This is a genomic window from Halomonas sp. TD01, assembly GCF_923868895.1.
Classification (GTDB): Bacteria; Pseudomonadota; Gammaproteobacteria; order Pseudomonadales; family Halomonadaceae; genus Vreelandella.
Genome location: NZ_OV350343.1, coordinates 2,772,869 through 2,794,392 on the forward strand (window position 1 = coordinate 2,772,869; position 21,524 = coordinate 2,794,392).

At 53.7% G+C, this 21,524-nt stretch carries 19 protein-coding genes; 13 read left to right on the forward strand and 6 right to left on the reverse strand.

Annotated elements, in window-relative coordinates:
• Window positions 1–168: 168 nt before the first annotated feature.
• The 6 genes from L1X57_RS12365 to cysN all read left to right on the forward strand — a co-directional run bounded on the left by L1X57_RS12365 (window position 169) and on the right by cysN (window position 5,437).
• A complete protein-coding gene (locus tag L1X57_RS12365; protein WP_009721897.1) occupies window positions 169–813 on the forward strand; it encodes a hypothetical protein in 645 nt (214 codons plus the stop codon).
• Between the two features lie 100 nt (window positions 814–913).
• A complete protein-coding gene (locus L1X57_RS12370) occupies window positions 914–1,594 on the forward strand; it encodes an NUDIX domain-containing protein (RefSeq protein WP_009721898.1) in 681 nt (226 codons plus the stop codon).
• Window positions 1,595–1,678: 84 nt separating this feature from the next.
• Window positions 1,679–2,125 (forward strand): DUF1249 domain-containing protein, encoded by a 447-nt coding sequence (locus L1X57_RS12375; RefSeq protein ID WP_009721899.1) that lies wholly within the window; start codon window positions 1,679–1,681, stop codon window positions 2,123–2,125.
• Complete coding sequence (locus tag L1X57_RS12380; RefSeq protein WP_009721900.1) at window positions 2,125–2,859, forward strand: metallophosphoesterase; 735 nt, start codon at window positions 2,125–2,127, stop codon at window positions 2,857–2,859. The genes L1X57_RS12375 and L1X57_RS12380 overlap by 1 nt, the downstream gene beginning before the upstream one ends.
• Before the next feature lie 179 nt (window positions 2,860–3,038).
• Window positions 3,039–3,998: a sulfate adenylyltransferase subunit CysD gene (cysD, locus tag L1X57_RS12385; protein ID WP_009721901.1), complete on the forward strand. Its 960-nt coding sequence runs from the start codon at window positions 3,039–3,041 to the stop codon at window positions 3,996–3,998.
• Window positions 3,998–5,437 (forward strand): sulfate adenylyltransferase subunit CysN, encoded by a 1,440-nt coding sequence (gene cysN / locus L1X57_RS12390; RefSeq protein ID WP_009721902.1) that lies wholly within the window; start codon window positions 3,998–4,000, stop codon window positions 5,435–5,437. The genes cysD and cysN overlap by 1 nt, the downstream gene beginning before the upstream one ends.
• A gap of 91 nt (window positions 5,438–5,528) precedes the next feature.
• On the opposite strand, the gene L1X57_RS12395 is transcribed toward cysN, so the two are convergent.
• The 3 genes from L1X57_RS12395 to L1X57_RS12405 are packed head-to-tail and all read right to left on the reverse strand — an operon-like array spanning window position 5,529 to window position 7,820.
• Window positions 5,529–6,371, reverse strand: coding sequence for a substrate-binding domain-containing protein (locus L1X57_RS12395; RefSeq protein ID WP_009721903.1), 843 nt, complete (start codon window positions 6,369–6,371; stop codon window positions 5,529–5,531).
• Window positions 6,372–6,387: 16 nt separating this feature from the next.
• Complete coding sequence (locus L1X57_RS12400; protein ID WP_009721904.1) at window positions 6,388–7,119, reverse strand: ATP-binding cassette domain-containing protein; 732 nt, start codon at window positions 7,117–7,119, stop codon at window positions 6,388–6,390.
• On the reverse strand, window positions 7,116–7,820 hold the full coding sequence (locus L1X57_RS12405; protein WP_009721905.1) for an ABC transporter permease: 705 nt from the start codon (window positions 7,818–7,820) through the stop codon (window positions 7,116–7,118). Before L1X57_RS12405 ends, L1X57_RS12400 begins: the two co-directional genes overlap by 4 nt.
• A gap of 171 nt (window positions 7,821–7,991) precedes the next feature.
• On the opposite strand from L1X57_RS12405, the gene L1X57_RS12410 reads away from it, so the two are divergent.
• The 3 genes from L1X57_RS12410 to L1X57_RS12420 all read left to right on the forward strand — a co-directional run bounded on the left by L1X57_RS12410 (window position 7,992) and on the right by L1X57_RS12420 (window position 10,925).
• Window positions 7,992–8,873, forward strand: coding sequence for a helix-turn-helix transcriptional regulator (locus L1X57_RS12410; RefSeq protein ID WP_009721907.1), 882 nt, complete (start codon window positions 7,992–7,994; stop codon window positions 8,871–8,873).
• A gap of 163 nt (window positions 8,874–9,036) precedes the next feature.
• On the forward strand, window positions 9,037–10,155 hold the full coding sequence (locus L1X57_RS12415; RefSeq protein ID WP_009721908.1) for an App1 family protein: 1,119 nt from the start codon (window positions 9,037–9,039) through the stop codon (window positions 10,153–10,155).
• A gap of 95 nt (window positions 10,156–10,250) precedes the next feature.
• Window positions 10,251–10,925: a zinc metallopeptidase gene (locus L1X57_RS12420; protein WP_009721909.1), complete on the forward strand. Its 675-nt coding sequence runs from the start codon at window positions 10,251–10,253 to the stop codon at window positions 10,923–10,925.
• Between the two features lie 81 nt (window positions 10,926–11,006).
• Here the strand turns inward: L1X57_RS12420 and L1X57_RS12425 are convergent, their stop codons facing one another.
• The 3 genes from L1X57_RS12425 to cmoA all read right to left on the reverse strand — a co-directional run bounded on the left by L1X57_RS12425 (window position 11,007) and on the right by cmoA (window position 13,180).
• Window positions 11,007–11,255, reverse strand: a complete 249-nt coding sequence (locus tag L1X57_RS12425; protein WP_009721910.1) for a GlsB/YeaQ/YmgE family stress response membrane protein — start codon at window positions 11,253–11,255, stop codon at window positions 11,007–11,009.
• A gap of 172 nt (window positions 11,256–11,427) precedes the next feature.
• On the reverse strand, window positions 11,428–12,435 hold the full coding sequence (gene cmoB / locus L1X57_RS12430; protein WP_009721911.1) for a tRNA 5-methoxyuridine(34)/uridine 5-oxyacetic acid(34) synthase CmoB: 1,008 nt from the start codon (window positions 12,433–12,435) through the stop codon (window positions 11,428–11,430).
• A 1-nt stretch (window position 12,436) separates the two neighbouring features.
• Window positions 12,437–13,180 carry a carboxy-S-adenosyl-L-methionine synthase CmoA gene (gene cmoA / locus L1X57_RS12435; protein ID WP_234667750.1) on the reverse strand — a complete coding sequence of 248 codons (744 nt, stop codon included), beginning with the start codon at window positions 13,178–13,180 and terminating at the stop codon, window positions 12,437–12,439.
• A gap of 114 nt (window positions 13,181–13,294) precedes the next feature.
• Between cmoA and pgi the strand changes: the two genes are divergently transcribed.
• The 4 genes from pgi (at window position 13,295) to parC (ending at window position 21,521) form a co-directional block, all read left to right on the forward strand.
• On the forward strand, window positions 13,295–14,989 hold the full coding sequence (gene pgi / locus L1X57_RS12440) for a glucose-6-phosphate isomerase (protein WP_009721913.1): 1,695 nt from the start codon (window positions 13,295–13,297) through the stop codon (window positions 14,987–14,989).
• A gap of 163 nt (window positions 14,990–15,152) precedes the next feature.
• Window positions 15,153–17,048 carry a DNA topoisomerase IV subunit B gene (gene parE, locus L1X57_RS12445; protein WP_009721914.1) on the forward strand — a complete coding sequence of 632 codons (1,896 nt, stop codon included), beginning with the start codon at window positions 15,153–15,155 and terminating at the stop codon, window positions 17,046–17,048.
• Window positions 17,049–17,217: 169 nt separating this feature from the next.
• Window positions 17,218–19,191, forward strand: coding sequence for a methyl-accepting chemotaxis protein (locus L1X57_RS12450; RefSeq protein ID WP_009721915.1), 1,974 nt, complete (start codon window positions 17,218–17,220; stop codon window positions 19,189–19,191).
• A 74-nt stretch (window positions 19,192–19,265) separates the two neighbouring features.
• Window positions 19,266–21,521, forward strand: a complete 2,256-nt coding sequence (gene parC / locus L1X57_RS12455) for a DNA topoisomerase IV subunit A (RefSeq protein WP_234667752.1) — start codon at window positions 19,266–19,268, stop codon at window positions 21,519–21,521.
• Window positions 21,522–21,524: the final 3 nt, after the last annotated feature.

A 21,524-nucleotide genomic window follows, 5' to 3' on the forward strand; every position in this document is an offset into this window, starting at 1 on the left:
CCTCCTCAAAGAGCACCAGCTTACGCTAATGGCAGTGTTGTTCACAAAGCGCTTATTAATTGGCGATTCATTCAAACGTTCGTTACATTATGAGGGTGGCTGATTTAAGGCCCCACAACTAAACGTATGACTTGTTAGAAAAGCACAAAAATAACCCAGGAGCTTATTATGCGCACATCCCCTTTTTCTCGTTTACTCATTGCCGCTGCGTTAGGCAGCACGCTGTCACTTGCCCCGTTAAGCGCGTTGGCTTATGAAGGTCAGGTTTTCTCGCTTAAAAACCGCTGGGAACACACGGTCACTGAGATGCCTGCTAACGAGCGCGAGAGTACCCTAAAAGCGCTGGTCAGTGAGGCTGAGCAACTGGCTAGCCAGCACCCTGATCAAGCAGAGGTACTGATCTGGCAGGGCATTGTGTTGGCTTCTTACGCACGTGAACGTGGTGGACTTGGTGCATTAGGTACCGCAGGCGATGCTCGCGATGTGCTGGAGCGGGCCATTGAGATTGACCCGCAAGGCGGTAATGGCTCGGCCTATGTCACACTAGGTGCACTTTATGACCGTGCACCAGGCAGGCCGTTAGGCTTTGGTAACAGCGATACCGCAGAACGCATGTTTCAGCGCGCACTAGAGATCCGCCCAGACGGTATTGATGTGAACTATTACTACGCGGCGTTCTTGAAAGAAGAAGGGAATACCCAAGCTGCTCGCGAGCATGCCCAGCGCGCGGTAAACGGTACTGCACGCGAGAACCGTCAAACATCTGATGAAGCGCTGCGCCGGGATGCTGAGGTGTTACTCGGCGAGCTGTAGCCGCTTCACCAAAGCTTATAGCGCTAAGGTTGATAGGCGTATTGGCATTCCCAGTAGTAAGCATTGATAATAGAACGATTGTTAACACTGGGAGTGCTACATGGCATCTAGCCCTAATTCATTAGTGCCCGATGCGTCAGCGCCGCCTCAGTTAGGCCGAGACGATGTCGAGCTTATTCAGCGTGAGACCCTTTATCAGGGTTTTTTTCGCTTGGAAGCGCTAGAGCTTCGTCATCGTCTCTTTGAAGGCGGCTGGAGCGGGACGATGCGCCGTGAGGTGCATAACCGCTTCGACGCTGTTGGCGTGCTGCTTTACGATCCAGCTCGTGACGCCTTAGTGCTCGTCGAGCAGTTTCGCGCTGGCGCGATTGACGACCCGCTTTCTCCTTGGAAGTTAGAGTTGGTGGCGGGGTTGGCAGATAAAAACGAGTCCCTTGAAGATGTTGCCCGCCGTGAAGCCATGGAAGAGTCAGGCTGTCAGGTCGGCGCGTTGACCAAATTGCACACCTACTACCCCAGCCCGGGTGCGTGTAACGAACGCGTGACACTCTTTTGTGGTTTAGTTGATACCCAGGGAATGGGGGGCATTCATGGGCTAGATGATGAGCACGAAGATATCCGTGTTCACGTGGTAACTTTTCCGACGGCATGGGAACTCCTGGAGCAGGGAAGACTCGACAACGCCATGTGTTTGATTGGGCTACATTGGTTAGCGAGCCAACGCGCTTCGCTGCGTGCCGCTTCTTATCGAGCTGCGATAAGTCCTAGTAGCAAGCCCTGAGAACAAGCCCTGGTAAAAAAGGCTTTGGTAACAAGGGCTCTGGTAACAAGGGCTTAGGCCAAGCGAATCTTAAAAGGAGTGAACATGGCTAGAACCGCCTATGTCACCGATTTAAAGTCTCTGCAAGGCGAATGCAGCGCCAACTATATGCGCATGCTTCGTTTGGTAGGTGATATGGAAAGTGGCCAGCGACGCGATATCGCGTTGCATGGCGACGACCAGCATTTCGGCGATTTACATCTCAAAATTCTCGAGCAGGCGCCTTATACCACGATGGTGGAGGTGACCCAGAGTGGGCCGCTGGACGCCGTTATCGAAGGCCCCAGAATGCGTGTCCATCTCTACCACGATGTGCGCATGGCAGAAGTGACCGATTTTCAGCGTGAACGCCACTTTAGCGGCCGCTATCGTTATCCGAATGCAAGAATGCACCAGCCAGATGAGAAGCTGCAGCTTAATCGCTTTCTGGGCGAGTGGCTGGCGCACGGCTTAGCCCATGGGCATGCCTATGATATGCCGGAGTTACCCTGATGCGACTGGTTCAGATTACCGATTCGCACCTTCATGCCGATAAAGAGGCTCGTTCACGAGCGGGGATCCCATTTCGGCAGTTCGAGCGTGTGTTGGAAGCGGTGATTGCTGAGCGGCCTGATATCGTCGTATTCAGCGGTGATGTGAGCCAAGACGAAACGGCTGCTTCTTATACATTGGCGTGCCAAGCGTTGGCATCGTTGCCGTGCCCATGGTTCTGGATTCCTGGCAATCACGATCAGCTAGCCTTCATGCAAGCGGAGCACACTCTGGTGGAAGAGGTCGACCTAGCGCAGTGGCGGTTACTGTTGTTGGATACCCATGTGGAAGGTCAGCCGTATGGCGAATTAGGTGCCGAGCGCTTAAACGCACTGGCTGAGCGTCTAGAAGAAGATGATCGCCCAACCTTGATTGTGATGCACCACCCCCCCGTTGATGTGGGCGCTGTGTGGATGGACGCGATTGGCCTTCAGGATCGCGATGCGTTTTGGCAACTGTTACACGGTTGCCCTCAGGTTAAAATTATTCTGTTTGGCCATGCACACCAAGCCTACGCCCAGCCACACCGTACCGAGGATATCGAGATTGACGTCTATGGCTGTCCCGCCATTGCGGACCAGTTCTTACCCGGCGCTGAGCAGTTTGCGATTGATGAAGCTTCTCGGCCCGGCTATCGAATTATTGACCTCCATGGCAGTGAATGGCAGACCTGGGTGGAGCGTGTCGTTGTGTGATGTCACTCCTGTTACGACACGGTTAGGCAATAAAGATATAAAAAGATAGTTATTAATTCTTTTGGGTTATTATTAACTCGGCGTTACCCTACTCTCAAATAACCGTCTTTCGGCAACGCTACCGTCAGGCGGCAAATAGCGTTTGCACGTGCAAGCACCGTTTTGTGAGGGAGTAGGTAATGAACCAGTTTTCTGCGCCGTCGGCGTCCCAGCGTGAGGTGCCTGTCGCACCTGATGCGGCACGCTTGACCCACCTAAAGCAGCTAGAAGCTGAATCGATCCACATTATCCGGGAAGTCGCCGCTGAGTTTAGTAACCCGGTCATGATGTACTCCATCGGTAAAGACTCCTCGGTAATGCTGCACTTGGCGCGTAAAGCATTCTACCCAGGGACACCGCCATTCCCTTTGATGCATGTGGACACCACCTGGAAGTTTCGTGAAATGATCGAGTTTCGTAACCGCATGGCAGAAGAAGCGGGAATGGAGCTGATTGTGCATACCAATGAAGAGGGGCGGGCCGCCAATATCAACCCCTTCGACCACGGTAGTGCTAAATATACCGATATCATGAAAACCCAGGCGCTGAAACAAGCGCTCGATAAACATGGCTTTGATGCGGCCTTTGGTGGTGCGCGTCGTGATGAGGAAGCCTCACGGGCTAAAGAGCGTGTCTACTCCTTCCGCGATAAATACCACCGCTGGGATCCGAAAAGTCAGCGTCCTGAGCTTTGGAATGTATATAACGCCAACGTTAACAAGGGCGAGTCAATTCGCGTCTTCCCACTTTCGAATTGGACAGAGCTCGATATCTGGCAGTACATCTATCTTGAGTCTATTCCGATTGTACCGCTTTACTACGCCGCCAAGCGTCCGGTAGTTGAGCGTGATGGCATGCAGGTTATGGTTGACGATGATCGCTTGCCCCTGGCACCAGGTGAAGTGCCTGAAGAGAAGTTTGTGCGCTTCAGGACGCTGGGCTGTTACCCACTGACCGGTGCCGTGGAATCAACGGCGGCCACGCTACCCGAGATTATTCAAGAGATGCTGTTGACCAAAACCAGTGAACGCAGTGGCCGTGCCATTGACCGTGACCAGGTCGGTTCAATGGAGAAGAAAAAGCGCGAGGGGTACTTCTAATGGCTCATCAATCCAATTTAATTGCTGACAATATCGAGCAGTACCTTCACGAGCACGAAAACAAAGACCTACTGCGTTTTATCACTTGTGGCAGCGTTGATGACGGTAAATCCACGCTGATCGGGCGACTGCTGCACGACTCTAAAATGATCTTTGAAGATCAACTGGCGGCGATTACCCAAGCGTCTAAAACCAGTGGCACTACTGGTGATACGGTTGATTTGGCGCTGTTGGTGGATGGCTTGCAGTCAGAGCGAGAGCAGGGTATTACCATTGATGTTGCTTATCGCTTCTTCTCCACCGAAAAGCGTAAGTTCATCATTGCTGATACTCCAGGGCATGAGCAGTACACCCGCAATATGGCCACGGGCGCTTCAACGGCAAGCCTAGCGATTATTTTGATTGATGCGCGTTATGGAGTGCAGACTCAAACCCGTCGCCATAGCTTTATTGCCGACTTGCTGGGCATTCAGCACTTGGTGATTGCGGTAAATAAAATGGACTTGGTGGAGGTCTCCGAGCAGCGCTTCAACGAGATTGTTGATGAATACCGTGCATTTGCCACCAACCTTAGTGCGCCGGATATCCGCTTTGTACCGATGTCGGCACTGAACGGCGACAACGTAGTTAATCCCAGTGATCAGACGCCCTGGTATTTCGGTGCAGGCTATGAAGGCAAAACGCTGATTGAACTGCTGGAAAGTGTTGAAATCAGTCGTGACCAAAACCTCACTGATTTACGCCTTCCGGTTCAGTACGTTAATCGCCCGAATCTGGATTTTCGTGGTTATTGCGGCACCTTGGCGGCAGGCATTCTACACCCAGGCCAAGAAGTGAAAGCGCTGCCATCGGGTAAAACGTCACGGGTTGAGCGAATAGTAACGTTTGACGGCGACTTAAGCGCCGCTTATCCAGGACAGGCAATTACCGTTACCCTGGAAGATGAGATTGATATTTCCCGCGGTGATTGGATTGTCAGTGCGGATGCTGACTTACCTCTCTCTAATGCGTTCATGGCGGATATCGTATGGATGCATGAAGATGCACTAACACCGGGCAAGCTTTATGACTTTAAGCTCGCCACCCGCGATCTGTCGGGTCAGGTAAGTGATATCGAGTACCAAATCGACGTCAATACGCTTGAAAGACACGCCACGGATTCGCTGGTCTTAAATGCGATTGCACGCTGCGAGGTAGAGTTAACGGCTGCGATTCCAGTGGATGACTATCGCACAAGCCCTGGCACAGGTAGCTTTATCATCATTGACAGACTGACCAACGTAACGGTTGGCGCTGGCATGATTCGTGGGACAGCCGATGTACGCGAGCAGGCCAGCGGCGCTACCGATTGGGCAGCCTTTGAGCGTGATTTGAACGCGCTAGTGCGTAAGCATTTTCCGCATTGGGAAGCGAAGGACGTGCGCGATTTGCTGCGCTAGCCTAGTACTTTATTTAAATTTAGTACGTTAGCAGAATCAAGAAGCCGCCTTGGTCATTGAGATCAAGGCGGCTTCTACGTTTGGGGCGGTGCTACTGTGTGTTAGACAAAGACTGCGCGTTAGGGAAAAACAGCGGTTGGCCGTTGACGTCAAAATCGGCAATCGCTTGCTGTCCTTCTTCAGACACCAACCACTGGTGCCACTGGGCCGCTAAATCATGCTTCAAGTGCGGGTGCTGCTCTTCAGAAAGAAGAAGAGTGCCGTACTGATTAAACAGTGCAGTGTCGCCTTCAAACAGTAGCGTTAAGTCTTGCGGATTTTCAAACGCCACCCAGGTCGCACGATCAGTGAACGTGTAGGCGTTCATGCCTGCAGCGGTGTTTAGGGTTGGCCCCATACCGCTACCTAACTCGCGGTACCATGCTCCTTGAGGGGTGATCTCCGCGTCTTCCCATAAGCGCAGTTCGGCGCGGTTGGTACCGCTATCATCCCCTCGGGATGCAAAGGGTGATTCGCTTTCCGCGATACGCACCAACGCCTCGACGACGCTGTCACTACTGCTAATGCCGGCGGGGTCGTCACTTGGCCCGACAACCACAAAGTCGTTATACATCACGTCCTGGCGCTCGCTGGCGTAGCCATCGGCGACAAACTGCTCTTCACCCGTCGTATCATGCACCAGCAAGCTGTCGGCGTCCCCCCGCCGGGCAATCTCAAACGCTTGCCCTGTCCCGACGGCAACCACGCGAACGCTAATGCCCGTGGCGTCGGTGAAGGTCGGAATAATCGCGTCAAATAGCCCTGAGTTCTCAGTCGATGTCGTCGACGCTAGGGTAATGAAATTATCATCAGCGAGTAGCGAGGCGCTCCACGAGAGGCCTGCTAGTCCTGAGGTTAATAAGCTGGCGGTAGCTAACGTTGTGTTTTTTTTCATAAGGCTGCTCTCGGGATTACCAAACAAGTTCGCCGCGAAGAAAGGCTCCCGCTTGGGTGGAAGCTGGCGTTTCAAAAAAGCGATGGGCTGGTGTGTGCTCTAGCACTTGGCCGCCATACATAAACACCACCTCATCAGCTAGGCGGCGGGCTTGATGCAAATCGTGGGTGGTCATAATGATGCGCGTGCCATTGTGATGAAATTCATTCACCGCATCTTCAACCGCCTTGATAGCGGCAGGGTCAAGGGCAGAAGTGGGCTCATCTAAAAACAGCACGGCAGGATTGAGTAGCCAGGCACGAGCAAGCGCAAGGCGCTGCTGCTCGCCGCCGGAGAGCACCCTGGCTGGGCGCTTCGCAAGGGTGGCTAAACCAAATTTATCGAGTGCCTGCAGGGCGATGTGTTTGCGCTGCCGACGCGGCACTCCATTGACCGCCAGAGCATAGGTCAGGTTATCGATTGCCGAGCGGCGCAGCAGTACCGGACGCTGAAACACCATGGCTTGGGCGGGCGGCTTTTCTTGCCAATGAATGTTGCCACTGCTAGGGCTTAGCAGACCGTGAGCCAAGCGCATTAACAGGCTCTTTCCCGCGCCGTTGGGGCCCATAATGAGCGTGCGTTGGCAGCCTGATAACGTCAGCGTGGTGGGGGCAAGTAGCTGATGACCACGATGCTCAAAGCTGACCTGCTCAAAATGTAGTGCAGGCACGGCCGTCAAAAGAGACGGTGGAAAAACCGACGCGTTCATCCTAACCGCCTCTTGGCCGTCTCAATGACCATGTGGGCCAACGCATTAATCAGTGTCACAAGGCTAAGCAGCACAATGCCCAAACCCAGCGCGAGGGGTAGGTTGCCTTTACTGGTTTCCAACACAATGCTGGTGGTCATCACACGGGTGACGCCATCGATATTGCCACCGACAATCATCACTGCACCCACTTCAGCGCTGGCGCGACCAAAGCCTGCGAGTATTACGGTTAAGAGCCCGAAACGCGCGTCCCACAGCAGAGTAGGCATCATGCGTAGCGGCTTCAGGCCAAGAGAGCGCAGCTGTTCGGCATACTCGTTATGCAGTGTCTCTACTTGTTGGCGAGTAAGCGCGGCAATAATCGGAAACACTAAGATGGTTTGTGCAATGACCATAGCCGTCGGCGTAAACAGCAGCCCAAACTGACCTAGCGGCCCTGCGCGGGAAAGCAGCAGGTAAACACATAGCCCAGCGACCACTGGGGGAAGGCCCATGAGCGCGTTGAGCAGCACAATCAACGCATTGCGGCCAGGGAAGCGCCAAAGGGCGAGTGCAGCGCCTAGTGGTAATGCCAGTGCACTAGCAAGCAGTACGGCAATCAGTGATACCTGCAGTGACAGCGTCACGATAGCGATTAGCCCCTGATCCATGCCCAGAATCAATGCAAACGCTGTGTAAAAGGGGTTATCACTTGGGGACATTGCCGTTCGCACCCTTGTTTTTGTTATTCAGCATCGTTTTTTAACAGCCGACATCATGTGTGTTCAATCACCTTAGGTGCTTCAGCTAGCATAATGTACGCAAACTTGATGTAATGCACTTTGTCCTGAAATATATGCAGCTGTATGCAGTAAATTGCGAGGCGCATGAGCATGTTAAAGGAATTCCTTACTACGGCAGAGGTGGCCGACTACCTGCGCTTAAAAGAGCGAAAGGTGTATGACTTGGTGCGCCAGGGCCAGATACCTTGTAGCCGCGCCACCGGAAAATTGCTCTTTCCTCGTCAGCATATCGATATGTGGGTGCTTAGCCATTTAGAAGGTGACCAGGCGCAGCGTTCACCATTGCCTTGGATAGTGGCGGGTAGCCAAGACCCATTGTTGGAGTGGGCGGTTCGCGAAAGCGGTAGTGATTTGGCCTCGCTGTGCCACGGCAGTGGCGATGGCCTGCGCCGCTTGCTGGAAGGTAAAGCCATGCTGGCAGGTATTCACTTACTCAACTTCGAATCCGGGCGCTATAACGAGCCAGCTGCATTGGGGCTAGGCGGAGTGCGGGATTTAATCGTGTTGCATTGGGCGAAGCGCCAGCAAGGCCTGCTGGTGGCGCCTGGTAACCCACGGGGTATTCAGTCGCTCAATGATATTTCTCGGCAGCAGGTTACGCTTGCCCACCGTCAGCCTGATGCAGGTGCGGCGCAGTTACTGCGTTGTCTGCTACAGAGGTCAGCAATTGAGCCGGGCACTCTTAACTGGGCAACCAATGTCTCGTTAAGCGAAGATGACTTGGCGCTAGCTATTGCTCAGGGCGAAGCAGATGTGGGACTTGGGGTGGAGGCGGCTGCCCATCGCCAGCACATAGAGTTTATACCGCTAATCGAAGAGTCATTTGATTTGGTGATGCACCGGCGTAGCTACTTTGAACCTGCCCTACAGGCGCTTATCGCGTTTACTCGCCAGGAGCGCTTTACCCAACGGGCGAGGGCTTTGCGAGGCTATAATGTGAGCGGCTTGGGAGAAGTGCTGTACAACGCTTAGCAATATGACCTCTAGCGGTTGAGGGACACCATCCGTTACGCCACACTGGTTATCGTTTAGCCATTTAACTGAGTCATCACAGGAAGTGAATAATGTTTGGAATGACGCAAAATATAGCGGTTGCCGATGACGTGAGTGAGTGTTTCTTGGGTGGGTGCCAATAATGGCGTGGTATCACCCGTGGGTAAGTTTTGCCAAGCGGTTGGCTCATGTGGTGGCAAAGCCGATGAAGCGCGACAGCGGTCATGGGGGCATGATGGTGCATCCCTATCGCGGCTACGGCTCTCAGCAGGAAGTGTTTGTCATGGGGCGTGTGTTTCGTCAGGCCGCACTAGGCCGGGCGATACCTCGGCGGGGTATGTTACGGGACACCGCAGACGTGGCCCGGCGTATCTTTCGGCGCGGCCTCGCTAATGCCAAAGTGGATATACGCATTGGTGATAACCAGCTGTGCTTGATAACTGACCGTGATGGCTACTTTGATGCTCACCTGCCGATTAGTACCGCGTTACCGGTCGATGTTTCCTGGCATCGCGCCGATATTATGGTTCATGCAGACGGCCACTCGACAATCCGCACCAGCGTTGAGGTTTACGTGCCGCCTCCTGAGGCAGACCTGCTGGTTATCAGTGATATTGACGACACCGTCATGTTCACCGGTGTCGCCGAAAAGTTCAAAATGCTGTATCGCCTGTTTGTCCGTAAACCTCATCGCCGTACAGCCTTTCCTGGGGTTGCGTCGCTTTATCAAGCGCTGTATCGCGGGCAAACCGAGAAAGCAGAGCGGCCTATTTTGTATGTTTCCCGAGGGCCCTGGGCAATCTATGAGATGCTGGAAACCTTCTTTCAGCTTAACCGAATTCCTGTCGGCCCTATTTTATTCCTACGCGAGTGGGGGATATCCCTGCGTCGCCCCTGGCCACGGCGAGCTGAAGCCCACAAGCGCGATTTAATCGACCGCATGTTAACGCTCTATCATGATATGCCCTGTATTTTGATCGGCGATAGCGGCCAACACGATCCAGAGGTTTATACTGAGGTAGTGAAGGCTTATCCCACGCGCATCAAAGCGATCTATATTCGCAGGGTAGATAAAGATCCCCAGCGGGAACAAGCTATTCAGCGGTTGCGGGAGGAGCTTGCTCATATCGATTGTGAATTAGTGCTTGCTGCTGACAGCGTTTTGATCGCCGAGCATGCCTACGCCAAAGGCGACATTTCTGCCAGAGGGCTACAGGCTGTGCAACGCGATGTAGACGCGCATCACAATGACCCTGAATAGTTGCAGGTGAGTGCGCCTATTTTGTGCTCATGGTAAAACTAAACACGGGTTAGCGGGTCGTTAATTTAGGTTCTTAATCAGCGGTGAGTGTGATCATGGTCATTGTGTTAATTGTATTGGCGCTGGCCATTTTTGTTCTGCCTAATCTATGGGCAAAATGGGTGTTAAAACGCCACACTCGTGGGCGGGATGATTACCCGGGCACCGGCGCGGAACTTGCCGAGCACCTGCTGCGGCGCTTGGGTGTTGAAGGCGTGACAGTAGAGCGCACCGAATTTGGCGATCATTACGACCCGGAATCGCGCTGCGTACGCCTTACCCCGGACCACTATGATGGCCGCTCGCTGACGGCGGTGACCGTTGCAGCCCACGAGGTCGGACATGCTATTCAACATCATGAGGGCTACGCGCCGCTGCTAGCTCGTAGCCGCTTGGTACAAGTGGCGCAAAAGGCAGAAAAGCTAGGTGCTATTTTAATGATGGCAGCGCCGTTTCTGTTTGTACTCACACGGCTGCCGGGTGGGCTGGCAGCGGTCATCGCCATGGCAGTCATCAGTTTTGGTACCGCCGCGCTGGTGCACCTGGTGACGCTGCCTGTCGAGTTTGATGCTAGTTTTAACCGCGCGCTGCCGCTGCTTAAAGAGTACGTGCCACCCTATGATATGCCGGGTGCTCGCCATGTACTTACCGCCTGTGCGTTCACCTACGTCGCTGCTTCGTTGGCCAGCGTGATGAATCTTGGTCGCTGGCTGGTGATTTTGCGGCGTTGAGATTTGGGTAGTCTAAATGAGTAACGAAAAAGCCGCTCTGTTTGAGCGGCTTTTCAGCGTTGTGCGTTGGATGCAGACAAATTACTTCTTGATCATCCGGTAGCCAGCCAACAATACCAATGCACCTACAATAGCGGTCACAAAACTGCCAAAGCTAAAGTCACCCATGGTGCCAAGCCCAACCAGTGAGCCGATCCAGCCGCCAACGAATGCGCCGGCGATACCGAGTAGAATAGTAATGATAAGGCCACCTGGATCTTTACCAGGCATAATTACTTTTGCAATAACACCGGCGATAAGGCCGAACAAAATCCACGCTAAAAAACCCATCTTCACTCCTCGATGTTCTGTTAGTGAGCTTGTGCCGACAAGAACCGCTCAGTCGTTATGAGCTATGTCGTTACTAGCCATGTCATTATGAACTAGGACATTACTGGCTATGTAATTAAGAACTGTTTCATTAAAATCAGTTTTGCCTAAAATACGACATAACGTATCCGCATTAGTTTCGATTGGCGATGATTACCGCCCGTCGTGGGGCGGGATAGCCTTCAATGGTGCGTGTTGGGTCGCTGGGGTCGAGGAAATCCGCTAGCGATTGATAGGTCATCCACTCAGTTGAGCGCTGCTCGTCAAGTGTTGTTACCGCTTCGTCGACCACTCGCACATTGGTAAAACCACACCGCTCCAGCCAGTGGCATAGCGCTTTTGAAGAGGGTAGGAAGTAGACATTAGGCATGGCAGCATAGCGTTCGCCAGGCACAAACACGGTTTGCTCATCGCCTTCAACGACCAGCGTTTCTAACACCAGCTCGCCGCCGGGGGCTAGCGCCTCTTTTAGCTGCTGCAAATGCTCAAGTGGTGAAGGGCGATGGTAGAGCACGCCCATGGAAAATACCGTATCGAAAAAGCCTAGCTTTTCTGGTACTTCTTCAATGCCTACCGGCAGAAACTGCGTGCGGCCACCGTCGGCATCGCCAACGAAGTGGCGCACTGCCTGAAACTGCCAATAAAAGCGTGGCGAAGGGTCTATGACCAGCACAAAAGCTGCGCCTTCACCAGTCATGCGCCAGGCGTGGTAGCCGCTGCCACCGCCAACATCTAACACCTTACGGTACTTAAGCGGCGCGAGATGCGGAGCAACTCTTTGCCATTTCCAGTCGGAGCGCCATTCGGTGTCAATATCGATGCCGCCCAGTCGGAAGGGGCCTTTGCGCCAGGGGGATAGTTTGCGCAGTAGGTTAAAGCACTGGCGCTTCTGGCTATCGCTCAAAGCGACATCAATGCTCACCGTGTCGCTGGTGAGATCGACGTGGCGCTCCTCGGGCAGAGCAGGTAGTTTGGCAACCGCTTTCTCCCAAGCGGACAGGTCGCCATGGCGCTGGCGATCTAATCCATTGGCCAACTGCTCTGGCAGCTTGGCAAGCCAGGGTGTCAGTGTGGCATCCTGACTGGCTTGATCTAAAAATGCCTGATAAAGCGCGCGATGATCGTCGGGTAACAGCGGCACCTTAATCCTCCTTGAAGGCGATCAGCGAGGTAAAGTTCAAGTACTGGAACCAGGTCATGGAGCGGGGGAAGCCCGCTTGGGCTAAGCGGCCATGCAAGGCATCAAGTGTGTCGGGAATCAGCACGTTTTCCAGCGCGGTGCGTTTTTGGCTGATTTCCATATCGCTGTAGCCATTGGCGCGCTTGAAGTCATGGTAGCGCTCGACTCGCCAGGCATTGTCCCGCTCATCGGCATCGATGGTTTTCTCCGACAAAATCAGCACGCCGCCTGGTTCAAGGGCGTCGTAAAGCCGCTTTAACAGCGCATCGCGATCAGCGGGGGGTAGAAACTGCAGCGTAAAATTAAGAATGATCATGCCGGAAGGTGCATAATCAAGGGTGCGTATGTCGGCCTCCTTGATCTGCATGGCGTGGTCTGGGCACTCTTCCAAAAAAGTCTGTTTGGCCCTAGCTACCATGGCGGGCGAAAGATCCACTCCAGTATAGCGAAAGGCATCGGCGGGGAGTGCGCCAGCCAGCGCCAGGCCTGATGCGCCCAGCGAGCAGCCTAGGTCGTAAACATGAGCGCCGTGGCGCAGATGGCGTTGGGCAATTAAGCTCAACATGCCGAGGATTTGCCCGTAACCGGGCACCGAACGGCGGATCATATCAGGGAAGCACGCAACGACCTGTTCGTCGAAGGAGAACCTTGCCACCTTATCTAAGGGTGTTGAAAAGATAGCGTCGCGGTAAGATGCATCACTCATGGGCAAGCCAGGATTATTAATGAGGCTGCGTAGTTTACGCGCCCTTGATACACCAGAACAGGCCTGTTTATAACAGATTCCTGCTGCATGGAATGACGCCACAGGAGAAGGCATATGGCTTCAGCAACACGCACAACCCCCGATACGCTACCCGCATGGCAGACGTTGAAGCATCATGCTGAAGCGCTACAGCACGTACACTTAAAAAACTTGTTCGGTGATGACGACAGTCGCTGGGTGAACTTCACTCGTCAGGTAGCCGGACTGACCTTGGATTTATCCAAACAGCGCTGGGATGATGACACCCTTGAACATTTGCTCGCGTTGGCGCACGAAGCGGGTATGCCTGGGGCGATTGATGCACTGCTAAGTGGGAAACGTGTAAACGTCAGTGAAAATCGCCCGGCGCTACATACGGCCTTACGGTTACCTGCTGATGCCACACTTGAGGTAGAAGGGGAAGATGTGGTGGCCGCTGTGCACGAGAGCCTTGCCCAGATGGAACACTTGGTGCAGCGACTGCAAGCGGGGCAGTGGCGTGGTGCAACCGGCAAACCTATCCGCCATGTGGTGAATTTAGGTGTTGGTGGTTCGGATCTTGGCCCGTTAATGGTCACCCATGCGCTGGCGGATTATCGGCCAAAAGAGGGGCAGCCATTGGACGTACACTTTGCGTCTACCATGGATGGCTCCCAACTGGCGGATTATCTAAGTCGTTTTAATCCAGAAACAACTCTGTTCGTTTTATCGTCCAAGTCGTTTACCACCATCGACACGCTTTCCAATGCTAATACGGCCAAAGACTGGTTGTTAGGAAAGCTCTCGGCACATGGTGATCTCCCCAGTGCAGCACCATTGAGCGCAGAGTTGATTGTTCGCCAGCACTTCATTGGTGTATCGGCGAGCCCTGAAAAGATGAGTGAATGGGGTATTTCCCCAGACCACCAACTGATGTTCTGGGACTGGGTCGGTGGGCGTTACTCTTTGTGGGGCACCATCGGCCTACCGATTGCGCTTGTCGTTGGCATGGATAACTTCCGCGAACTGTTGGCGGGGGCCCATGCCATGGACTGCCACTTCCGTGATGCGCCAATGGAAGACAACCTACCAGTGCTACTGGGGTTAGCTGGTATCTGGAACGTCAATTTCCTGGATATTCGTGCCCACTCGATACTGCCTTACGATGGGCGTTTGGAATACTTTGCTGCCTATCTTGAACAGCTTGAGATGGAGTCCAACGGTAAGTCGGTGACTCGCCAAGGCCAGGCAGTTAACTACTCGACCTGCCCAGTGCTGTGGGGGCAACTTGGCCCCAACGCTCAACACGCCTTTTATCAGTTACTTCACCAAGGCACCCAGCCGGTCGTGTGCGATTTTATCGCGCCGCTGAAGCGCTACGATGAGGTGGAAGACCCAGATACACGTCGCCATCTAAAAGCGCAGCACCGGTTGGCTCTGGCTAACTGTTTTGCCCAGTCGCGGGTTTTGATGCTGGGGGATGACGCCCTGGATGATGATGGCCCCCGCCCGGAGCATAAGCGCTACCGCGGCAACCAGCCCTCTACGACGGTACTGCTAGATAAGCTAACACCCTTCACCCTGGGCGCTCTGATAGCCCTGTATGAACACAAAGTGTTTGTTCAGGCGGTCATTTGGGATATCAATCCATTTGATCAGTGGGGCGTTGAACTGGGCAAAAAAATTGCCACCGACACCCAGGCGATAATTGATGGAGAGGGTGATATTTCCCGCATGGATGTTTCCAGCCGTGGCTTGATTGAGGCGTTTTGGGCGGCAGAACAGGAATAGTACGCTACCCCGATTGTCATGGCTGGATATACAGCTTTTTGCTTTTCCGCTATCCTGTGCTCCTTTGTCGGAGGCTTGTCGCGCTTTGAAGCAGTAGGTTTAATGACGCAGTGCGGCTGCCAGGACTATTTTTCAGGAAACGATTTTCAGGAACCGACGCTACATGACCCAGTTTGATGCCTCCCAGTACGGCGCGAGTTCCATCGAGGTCCTATCAGGGCTCGAGCCGGTGCGTAAGCGTCCCGGTATGTACACCGACACCTCGCGGCCTAACCACCTCGCTCAAGAGGTCATCGATAACAGTGTTGATGAGGCCCTTGCCGGGCATGCATCGGCTATCAGCGTAGTGCTGCATCGCGATGGTGCCATTGAAGTGCAGGATAATGGCCGTGGTATGCCGATTGATTTGCACCCTGAACATGGCGTGTCGGGCGTCGAACTAATCTTTACCAAGCTCCACTCTGGTGGCAAATTTTCATCCTCCAGCTATCGTTTTTCGGGTGGCTTGCACGGGGTTGGCGTGTCGGTGGTTAACGCCTTATCGCGGCGCTTAGATGTTGAAGTCACCCGTAATGGCGCGCGCCACGCCATGGCCTTTGAGTTTGGTGAGAAAGTTGAAGAGTTGCATGAAATTGGCAAAGCCGCCAAGAAGGCAACAGGGACCTTGGTGCGCTTCTGGCCAGATGAGAGTTACTTCGACAGCCCAAAGCTTGCGCTTTCAAAGTTAAAACACTTGCTACGTGCCAAGGCGGTACTGTGTCCTGGGTTGGCCGTTACGCTGGTAGAGCCTGACGGTACTAAAACTGAATGGGCTTATGCCGATGGGTTGCGAGATTATTTGGCTGAAGCTACCGATGGCTATGAAGTGGTGCCCAACGAACCCTTCGTAGGCCATTTTAGTGACGACGAGCATGGTGTTGACTGGGCGATTCAATGGTTACCCGAAGGTGGCGAAGCGTTATTAGAAAGCTACGTCAACCTGATTCCCACACCCCAGGGCGGCACGCATGTTAATGGCTTTCGCTCAGGGTTGCTGGAAGCGCTGCGGGAGTTCTGTGAATACCGCAGCTTATTGCCCCGAGGCATTAAGCTAACCGCCGATGATTTATGGGAGCGAGCCTCCTTTGTGCTGTCGGTTAAAATGCTTGACCCTCAGTTTGCCGGGCAGACCAAAGAGCGCTTGTCGTCGCGCACGATTGCGGGCTTTGTCTCTGGGGTGTTGAAAGATGCTTTCTCGCTATGGCTTAACCACCATATCGAACAGGCCGAACAGTTGGCGGAAATGGTGATCAGCGCCGCCCAGCAACGTCAGAAAAAGTCCAAGAAGGTCGCCCGTAAAAAAGTCACTTCCGGCCCCGCGCTGCCAGGCAAGCTCGCCGACTGTTCCGGCCAGGACCCTGCCCTAAGCGAGCTGTTCTTAGTCGAAGGCGACTCGGCGGGCGGCAGTGCTAAGCAGGCACGTAATCGGGAAACCCAGGCCATTCTTCCGCTGCGTGGAAAAATCCTCAACACCTGGGAAGTCGATACCCACGATATCTACGGTTCCCAGGAAGTGCATGATATCGCTGTGGCCATTGGTGCTGACCCCGGTAGCGCAGACCTTGAAAAGCTGCGCTATCACAAAATCTGCATCCTGGCTGATGCTGACTCCGATGGCCTGCACATTGCGACGCTGTTGTGCGCGCTATTTGTAAGGCACTTCCCCAGCTTGGTGGATGCCGGACATGTGTTCGTCGCTATGCCGCCGCTTTACCGAATCGATTTAGGTAAAGAAGTGCACTATGCCCTGGATGAGAGCGAAAAAGCCGCCATTCTCAAACAGCTGGCGAAAAAGCGTGGCACGCCCAATGTTCAACGTTTTAAAGGCTTGGGTGAAATGAGCCCGCTACAGTTGCGTGAAACCACCATGTCAGTGGAAACCCGTCGTCTGGTTCAGTTAACGCTGGAAGAGGGCGATGGCACCATGGAAATGATGGATATGTTGCTGGCCAAGAAACGCGCCGGTGACCGTAAAAAATGGCTGGAGGATTACGGTAACCTTGCTGATGTAGAGGTGTAGTTACACCTATAGAGGCGCCATCAGCCTAATCGTAACGACCAGAAGCGTGAAGCCAACCCGTCAGGTAGACGTTAACAGGCATTATTACAGTGCCGTGCTATTTGGCCGATAGTTGAATATGTAGCTTATTACATACTAAGACGCGTACAAAACGCTCATAGACAGGGGAATGGCTTTGTTCAACACAATCTCTCGGCAGTTAACGTTGTCTGCAGTGGTGTTAACACTACTGATGGCTGTCAGTATTTACGGCGTAATGGCATGGCGCGGTCAGCCGCTGGTGATCGATGCAAGTCAGTCACTAATTGAGCGTACCGGCGGCTCTATTGTGAATGCACTGAATGGCCAGTTGGCTCGCGTTGAGGGGAATACCTCTAGTTTAGCAGCGCTAGCCGAGTCGCTTCCTCAAGATGAAGCGATTTACCAGCAAGCACTGCCAAATGTGGTCGATGATAACGGCAATATGACGATTGCTGGAGGCGGTATCTGGCCTGAGCCGGGCGCTTTTTCACCAGGGGTAGAGCGCTTCAGCTTCTTCTGGGCACGTAATACCCAGGGAGAGCTGGAGTTCCTGGATGATTATAACGCGAGCACTATTGCGCCTTACCACGACGAAGCATGGTACAGCAGCGCCCGGAATGCGACGCCAGGGCAGTGTGTTTGGTCTGCCGCTTACCGCGACCCAGCGACAGGGGTTGCCATGGTGACCTGTAGCGTTCCGTATTATATCGATGGCGCTTTTTCAGGGGTGGCCACCATTGATATGCAGCTAGGCGGCGTGGCTGAGTTTCTTGCAGAAAACGGCGGCGGTACAGGCGGTTACGCTTTCGTGCTGGATAAAGAGCGCAATGTGATTGATCTGCCGGGCGTTGAGCAGTCCTCGGATGAGATGCAGGGTTTATCTGACGTTGTCCGCGATATGCCCTGGCTTCAGCCTGTTGTTGCGGCGATGAGTGCTGGCCATGAACAGGCCAGTATCGAAAGCGCAGGCGTGTTAGCAGAACCTGCTGAAGTACGTTTGTTTGACATGCCGCGTACGGGGTGGACGCTTGGATTAGTAACCCCTAGCGAACAAGTCACGGCTTTGGCACGTACGCTAACACGTGATCTACTGCTATTTATTGTCCCCTTGCTGGCACTCTTACTGGGGCTTGGATGGTGGGGTGGTCGTATTTTGCTGGCGCAAATACGCAGTACTACTCGTCAAATTGATCAGTTGGGTCAGGATAACTCGAGTCGAGAGCTAACGATCTATCGCGAGGATGAGATTGGTGAACTGCGCCGTGCTGTTAATCGATACTCGGAGAAGCTGCAGCAACTATTTGGTGACGTGCGGAGCGTGGCAGATGCTATCGCCAGCGAATCCACTGAAATAGCGGCAGGCAATACCGAGCTTTCTAGCCGAACAGAGCAGCAGGCGGCTTCTCTTCAGGAGACGTCATCAACGATGGAAGAGATGGCGACTACGGTGAAGCGAAACGCTGACAACGCTCAAGAGGCAGACCTGAGGGCGAAAGAATCAGCGGATAAAGTAAAGCGCGGCGGCCAACAGGTATCGAGACTGGCGCAATCCATGGAAGCGATCAACGAAAGCTCTGTTGAAGTCGCTTCAATTGTTCAAGTGATCGAAAATATTGCCTTTCAAACCAATATATTAGCGCTGAATGCCTCGGTAGAAGCAGCGCGTGCAGGTGAGCACGGAAGAGGGTTTGCGGTTGTTGCCAGTGAAGTGCGTGAGCTTGCCTCGCGCAGTGCGGCGTCGGCCAGGAATATTAATGGGCTGATCAAAACCACGTCTGAGCAGATTGCGACTGGCAGCGGTTATGCTCAAGAGGCTGAGTCCGCTATGAAAGAGATTGTGGTGGCGATTGAAGAAGTAACGGCACGTATTAGCGAAATCAGCCAAGCTTCCAGCGAACAAACCAACGGCATTGACGAGATCAACCGTGCGGTAACGCAAATGGATACAGTGACCCAGCAAAATGCGGGCTTGGTTAGCCAGGCCGCAGGGGCTGCTAATGAACTGTCGTTACAGGCTCAGCGCTTAAAAGGCTTGCTAGATGAGTTTCACGGCGGTGCGCAGGCGGTATCGCAGGCACCAGCGCTGTCTAATGCATCACATGAAAGGTATCAATTAACATAGCGTGCCATGTTAAGTGGCCGCGTGTCCGCTTATCAGCCGCCCCGACTGGGGCGGTTTTGTTGTCAAGGTAGGATATGATCGACATGGATATTCAGGTAGCAGAGGGTGACGTCGAACGGCTGTCCCTGCGCGATTACACCGAAAAAGCGTACCTCGACTACTCGATGTACGTCATTTTAGACCGCGCCTTGCCCAATATTGGCGATGGGATGAAACCCGTGCAGCGGCGGATTATTTACGCCATGCGTGAGTTGGCGCTGCACGCCAATGCCAAGTACAAAAAGTCGGCACGTACCGTCGGTGATGTGCTGGGTAAGTTTCACCCCCATGGCGATAGCGCTTGTTATGAAGCGATGGTGCTAATGGCCCAGTCGTTTAGCTATCGTTATCCGCTGGTGGATGGGCAAGGTAACTGGGGTAGCCCTGATGACCCCAAATCCTTTGCTGCCATGCGCTACACCGAGGCCAAACTTTCCAAGTTTGCTGAAGTGCTGCTCAGTGAGTTAGGGCAGGGTAACGTGGACTGGACTCCTAACTTCGATGGCACGATGCAAGAGCCGGTAGTGCTTCCTGCTCGTTTGCCTCACGTGCTGCTCAATGGCGGTACGGGTATCGCGGTCGGGATGGCAACCGATATTCCGCCTCACAACGTGTCTGAGGTAGTAGAGGCAACTTGTCATCTGTTGCGGAATCCGGAAGCAACTACTGTCGATCTGATGGAATTTGTGCCTGCGCCGGATTTTCCCACTGATGCGGAAATTATCACGCCCAGGGAAGATCTGCGAAAGCTCTACGAATCTGGACGTGGCTCGGTCAAGCTGCGCGCCCGCTATGTGCGCGAAGAGGCCAATATCGTGATTACCGCCGTGCCTTACCAGGTCAGTGGTGCCAAGGTGTTAGAGCAGATCGCCGCGCAAATGCAGGCCAAAAAGCTGCCAATGGTGGCCGATCTGCGCGATGAGTCCACCCATGAAGAGCCTACCCGCTTAGTGATTGAGCCGCGCTCTAACCGTGTGGATGTTGAATCGTTAATGGCGCACCTGTTCGCCACCACGGATTTAGAAAAGAACGTGCGGGTGAACATGAACGTGATCGGCCTGGATGGCCGCCCCCGCGTGATGCCGCTCCCCGATATGCTGAGCGAGTGGCTGCGCTTTCGGCGAGCGACAGTACGCCGTCGTTTAGAGCATCGTTTAGGTAAAGTCGAAGATCGCCTGCATATTCTAGAAGGCTTACTGACAGCTTATCTCGACCTTGACGAAGTGATCCGTATTATTCGTGAAGAGGATGAGCCTAAGTCTGCGTTGATCGCTGCTTTTGGTCTTTCTGAGCGGCAAGCCGAAGCGATTTTAGAACTGCGATTGCGCCATCTTGCCAAGCTAGAAGAGATGAAAATTCGCGGCGAGCAAGATGAGCTTGAGAAAGAACGCAAGTCGCTGCAAGGTCTGCTGGGTAGTGAAGCGAAGCTAACCACATTAATTGAAAAAGAGATCCGTGCGGCGGGTAAAGAGCATGGTGATGCGCGTCGTTCGCCGCTGGTTGAGCGTACTGAAGCGAAAGCCCTCTCTGAAGTAGAGCTATTAGGTGCTGACCCGATTACTGTGGTGCTATCGGATAAAGGTTGGATTCGTGCGGCGAAAGGCCATGATATCGATCCTGAAGGGCTCTCCTATAAAGCAGGCGACAGTTTCCAATTGGCGGCTCGTGGTAAAACCAACCAACCTTTGGTGTTGTTAGACGACACTGGCCGCGCTTATACCCTGGCGGCGCATAACTTGCCCAGCGCCAGAGGCCAGGGGGAACCGGTCACTGGACGGGTCAACGTGTCGGCAGGTGCGCGAATGGCAGGGTTAATGCTGGCGCCGCCGACAAAGCGCTACGTGTTGGCCAGTGATGGTGGCTATGGTTTTGTCGCGCAGCTTGAAGCCCTGACAGGTAAAAATAAAGCCGGTAAAGCGGTGCTTAGCGTGCCTAAAGGGTGCAGCGTTATGCCCCCCGTGGAAGTGCCGGAAGGCGAAGGACATTGGGTGGCATCGGTTTCCAATGAAGGCAGGTTGCTGCTGTTCCCGTTAGACCAACTGCCTGAAATGGCCAAAGGGAAAGGCAATAAAATGCTCGATATCCCAGGCCCACGCGCGGCGCGTCGTGAAGAGTTTGTGCGTGATATTGCCGTTGTGGCAGACGGTGGTGAGCTTATTATTCATACAGGTAAGCGTAAGCTAACCCTGAAAGCTGACGATCTCGCGTATTATCGTGGTGAACGCGGTAGGCGAGGCAGCAAACTGCCGCGCGGTTTCCAAAAAGTAGATTGTTTAGAGGCAGGGGAGTAAGTC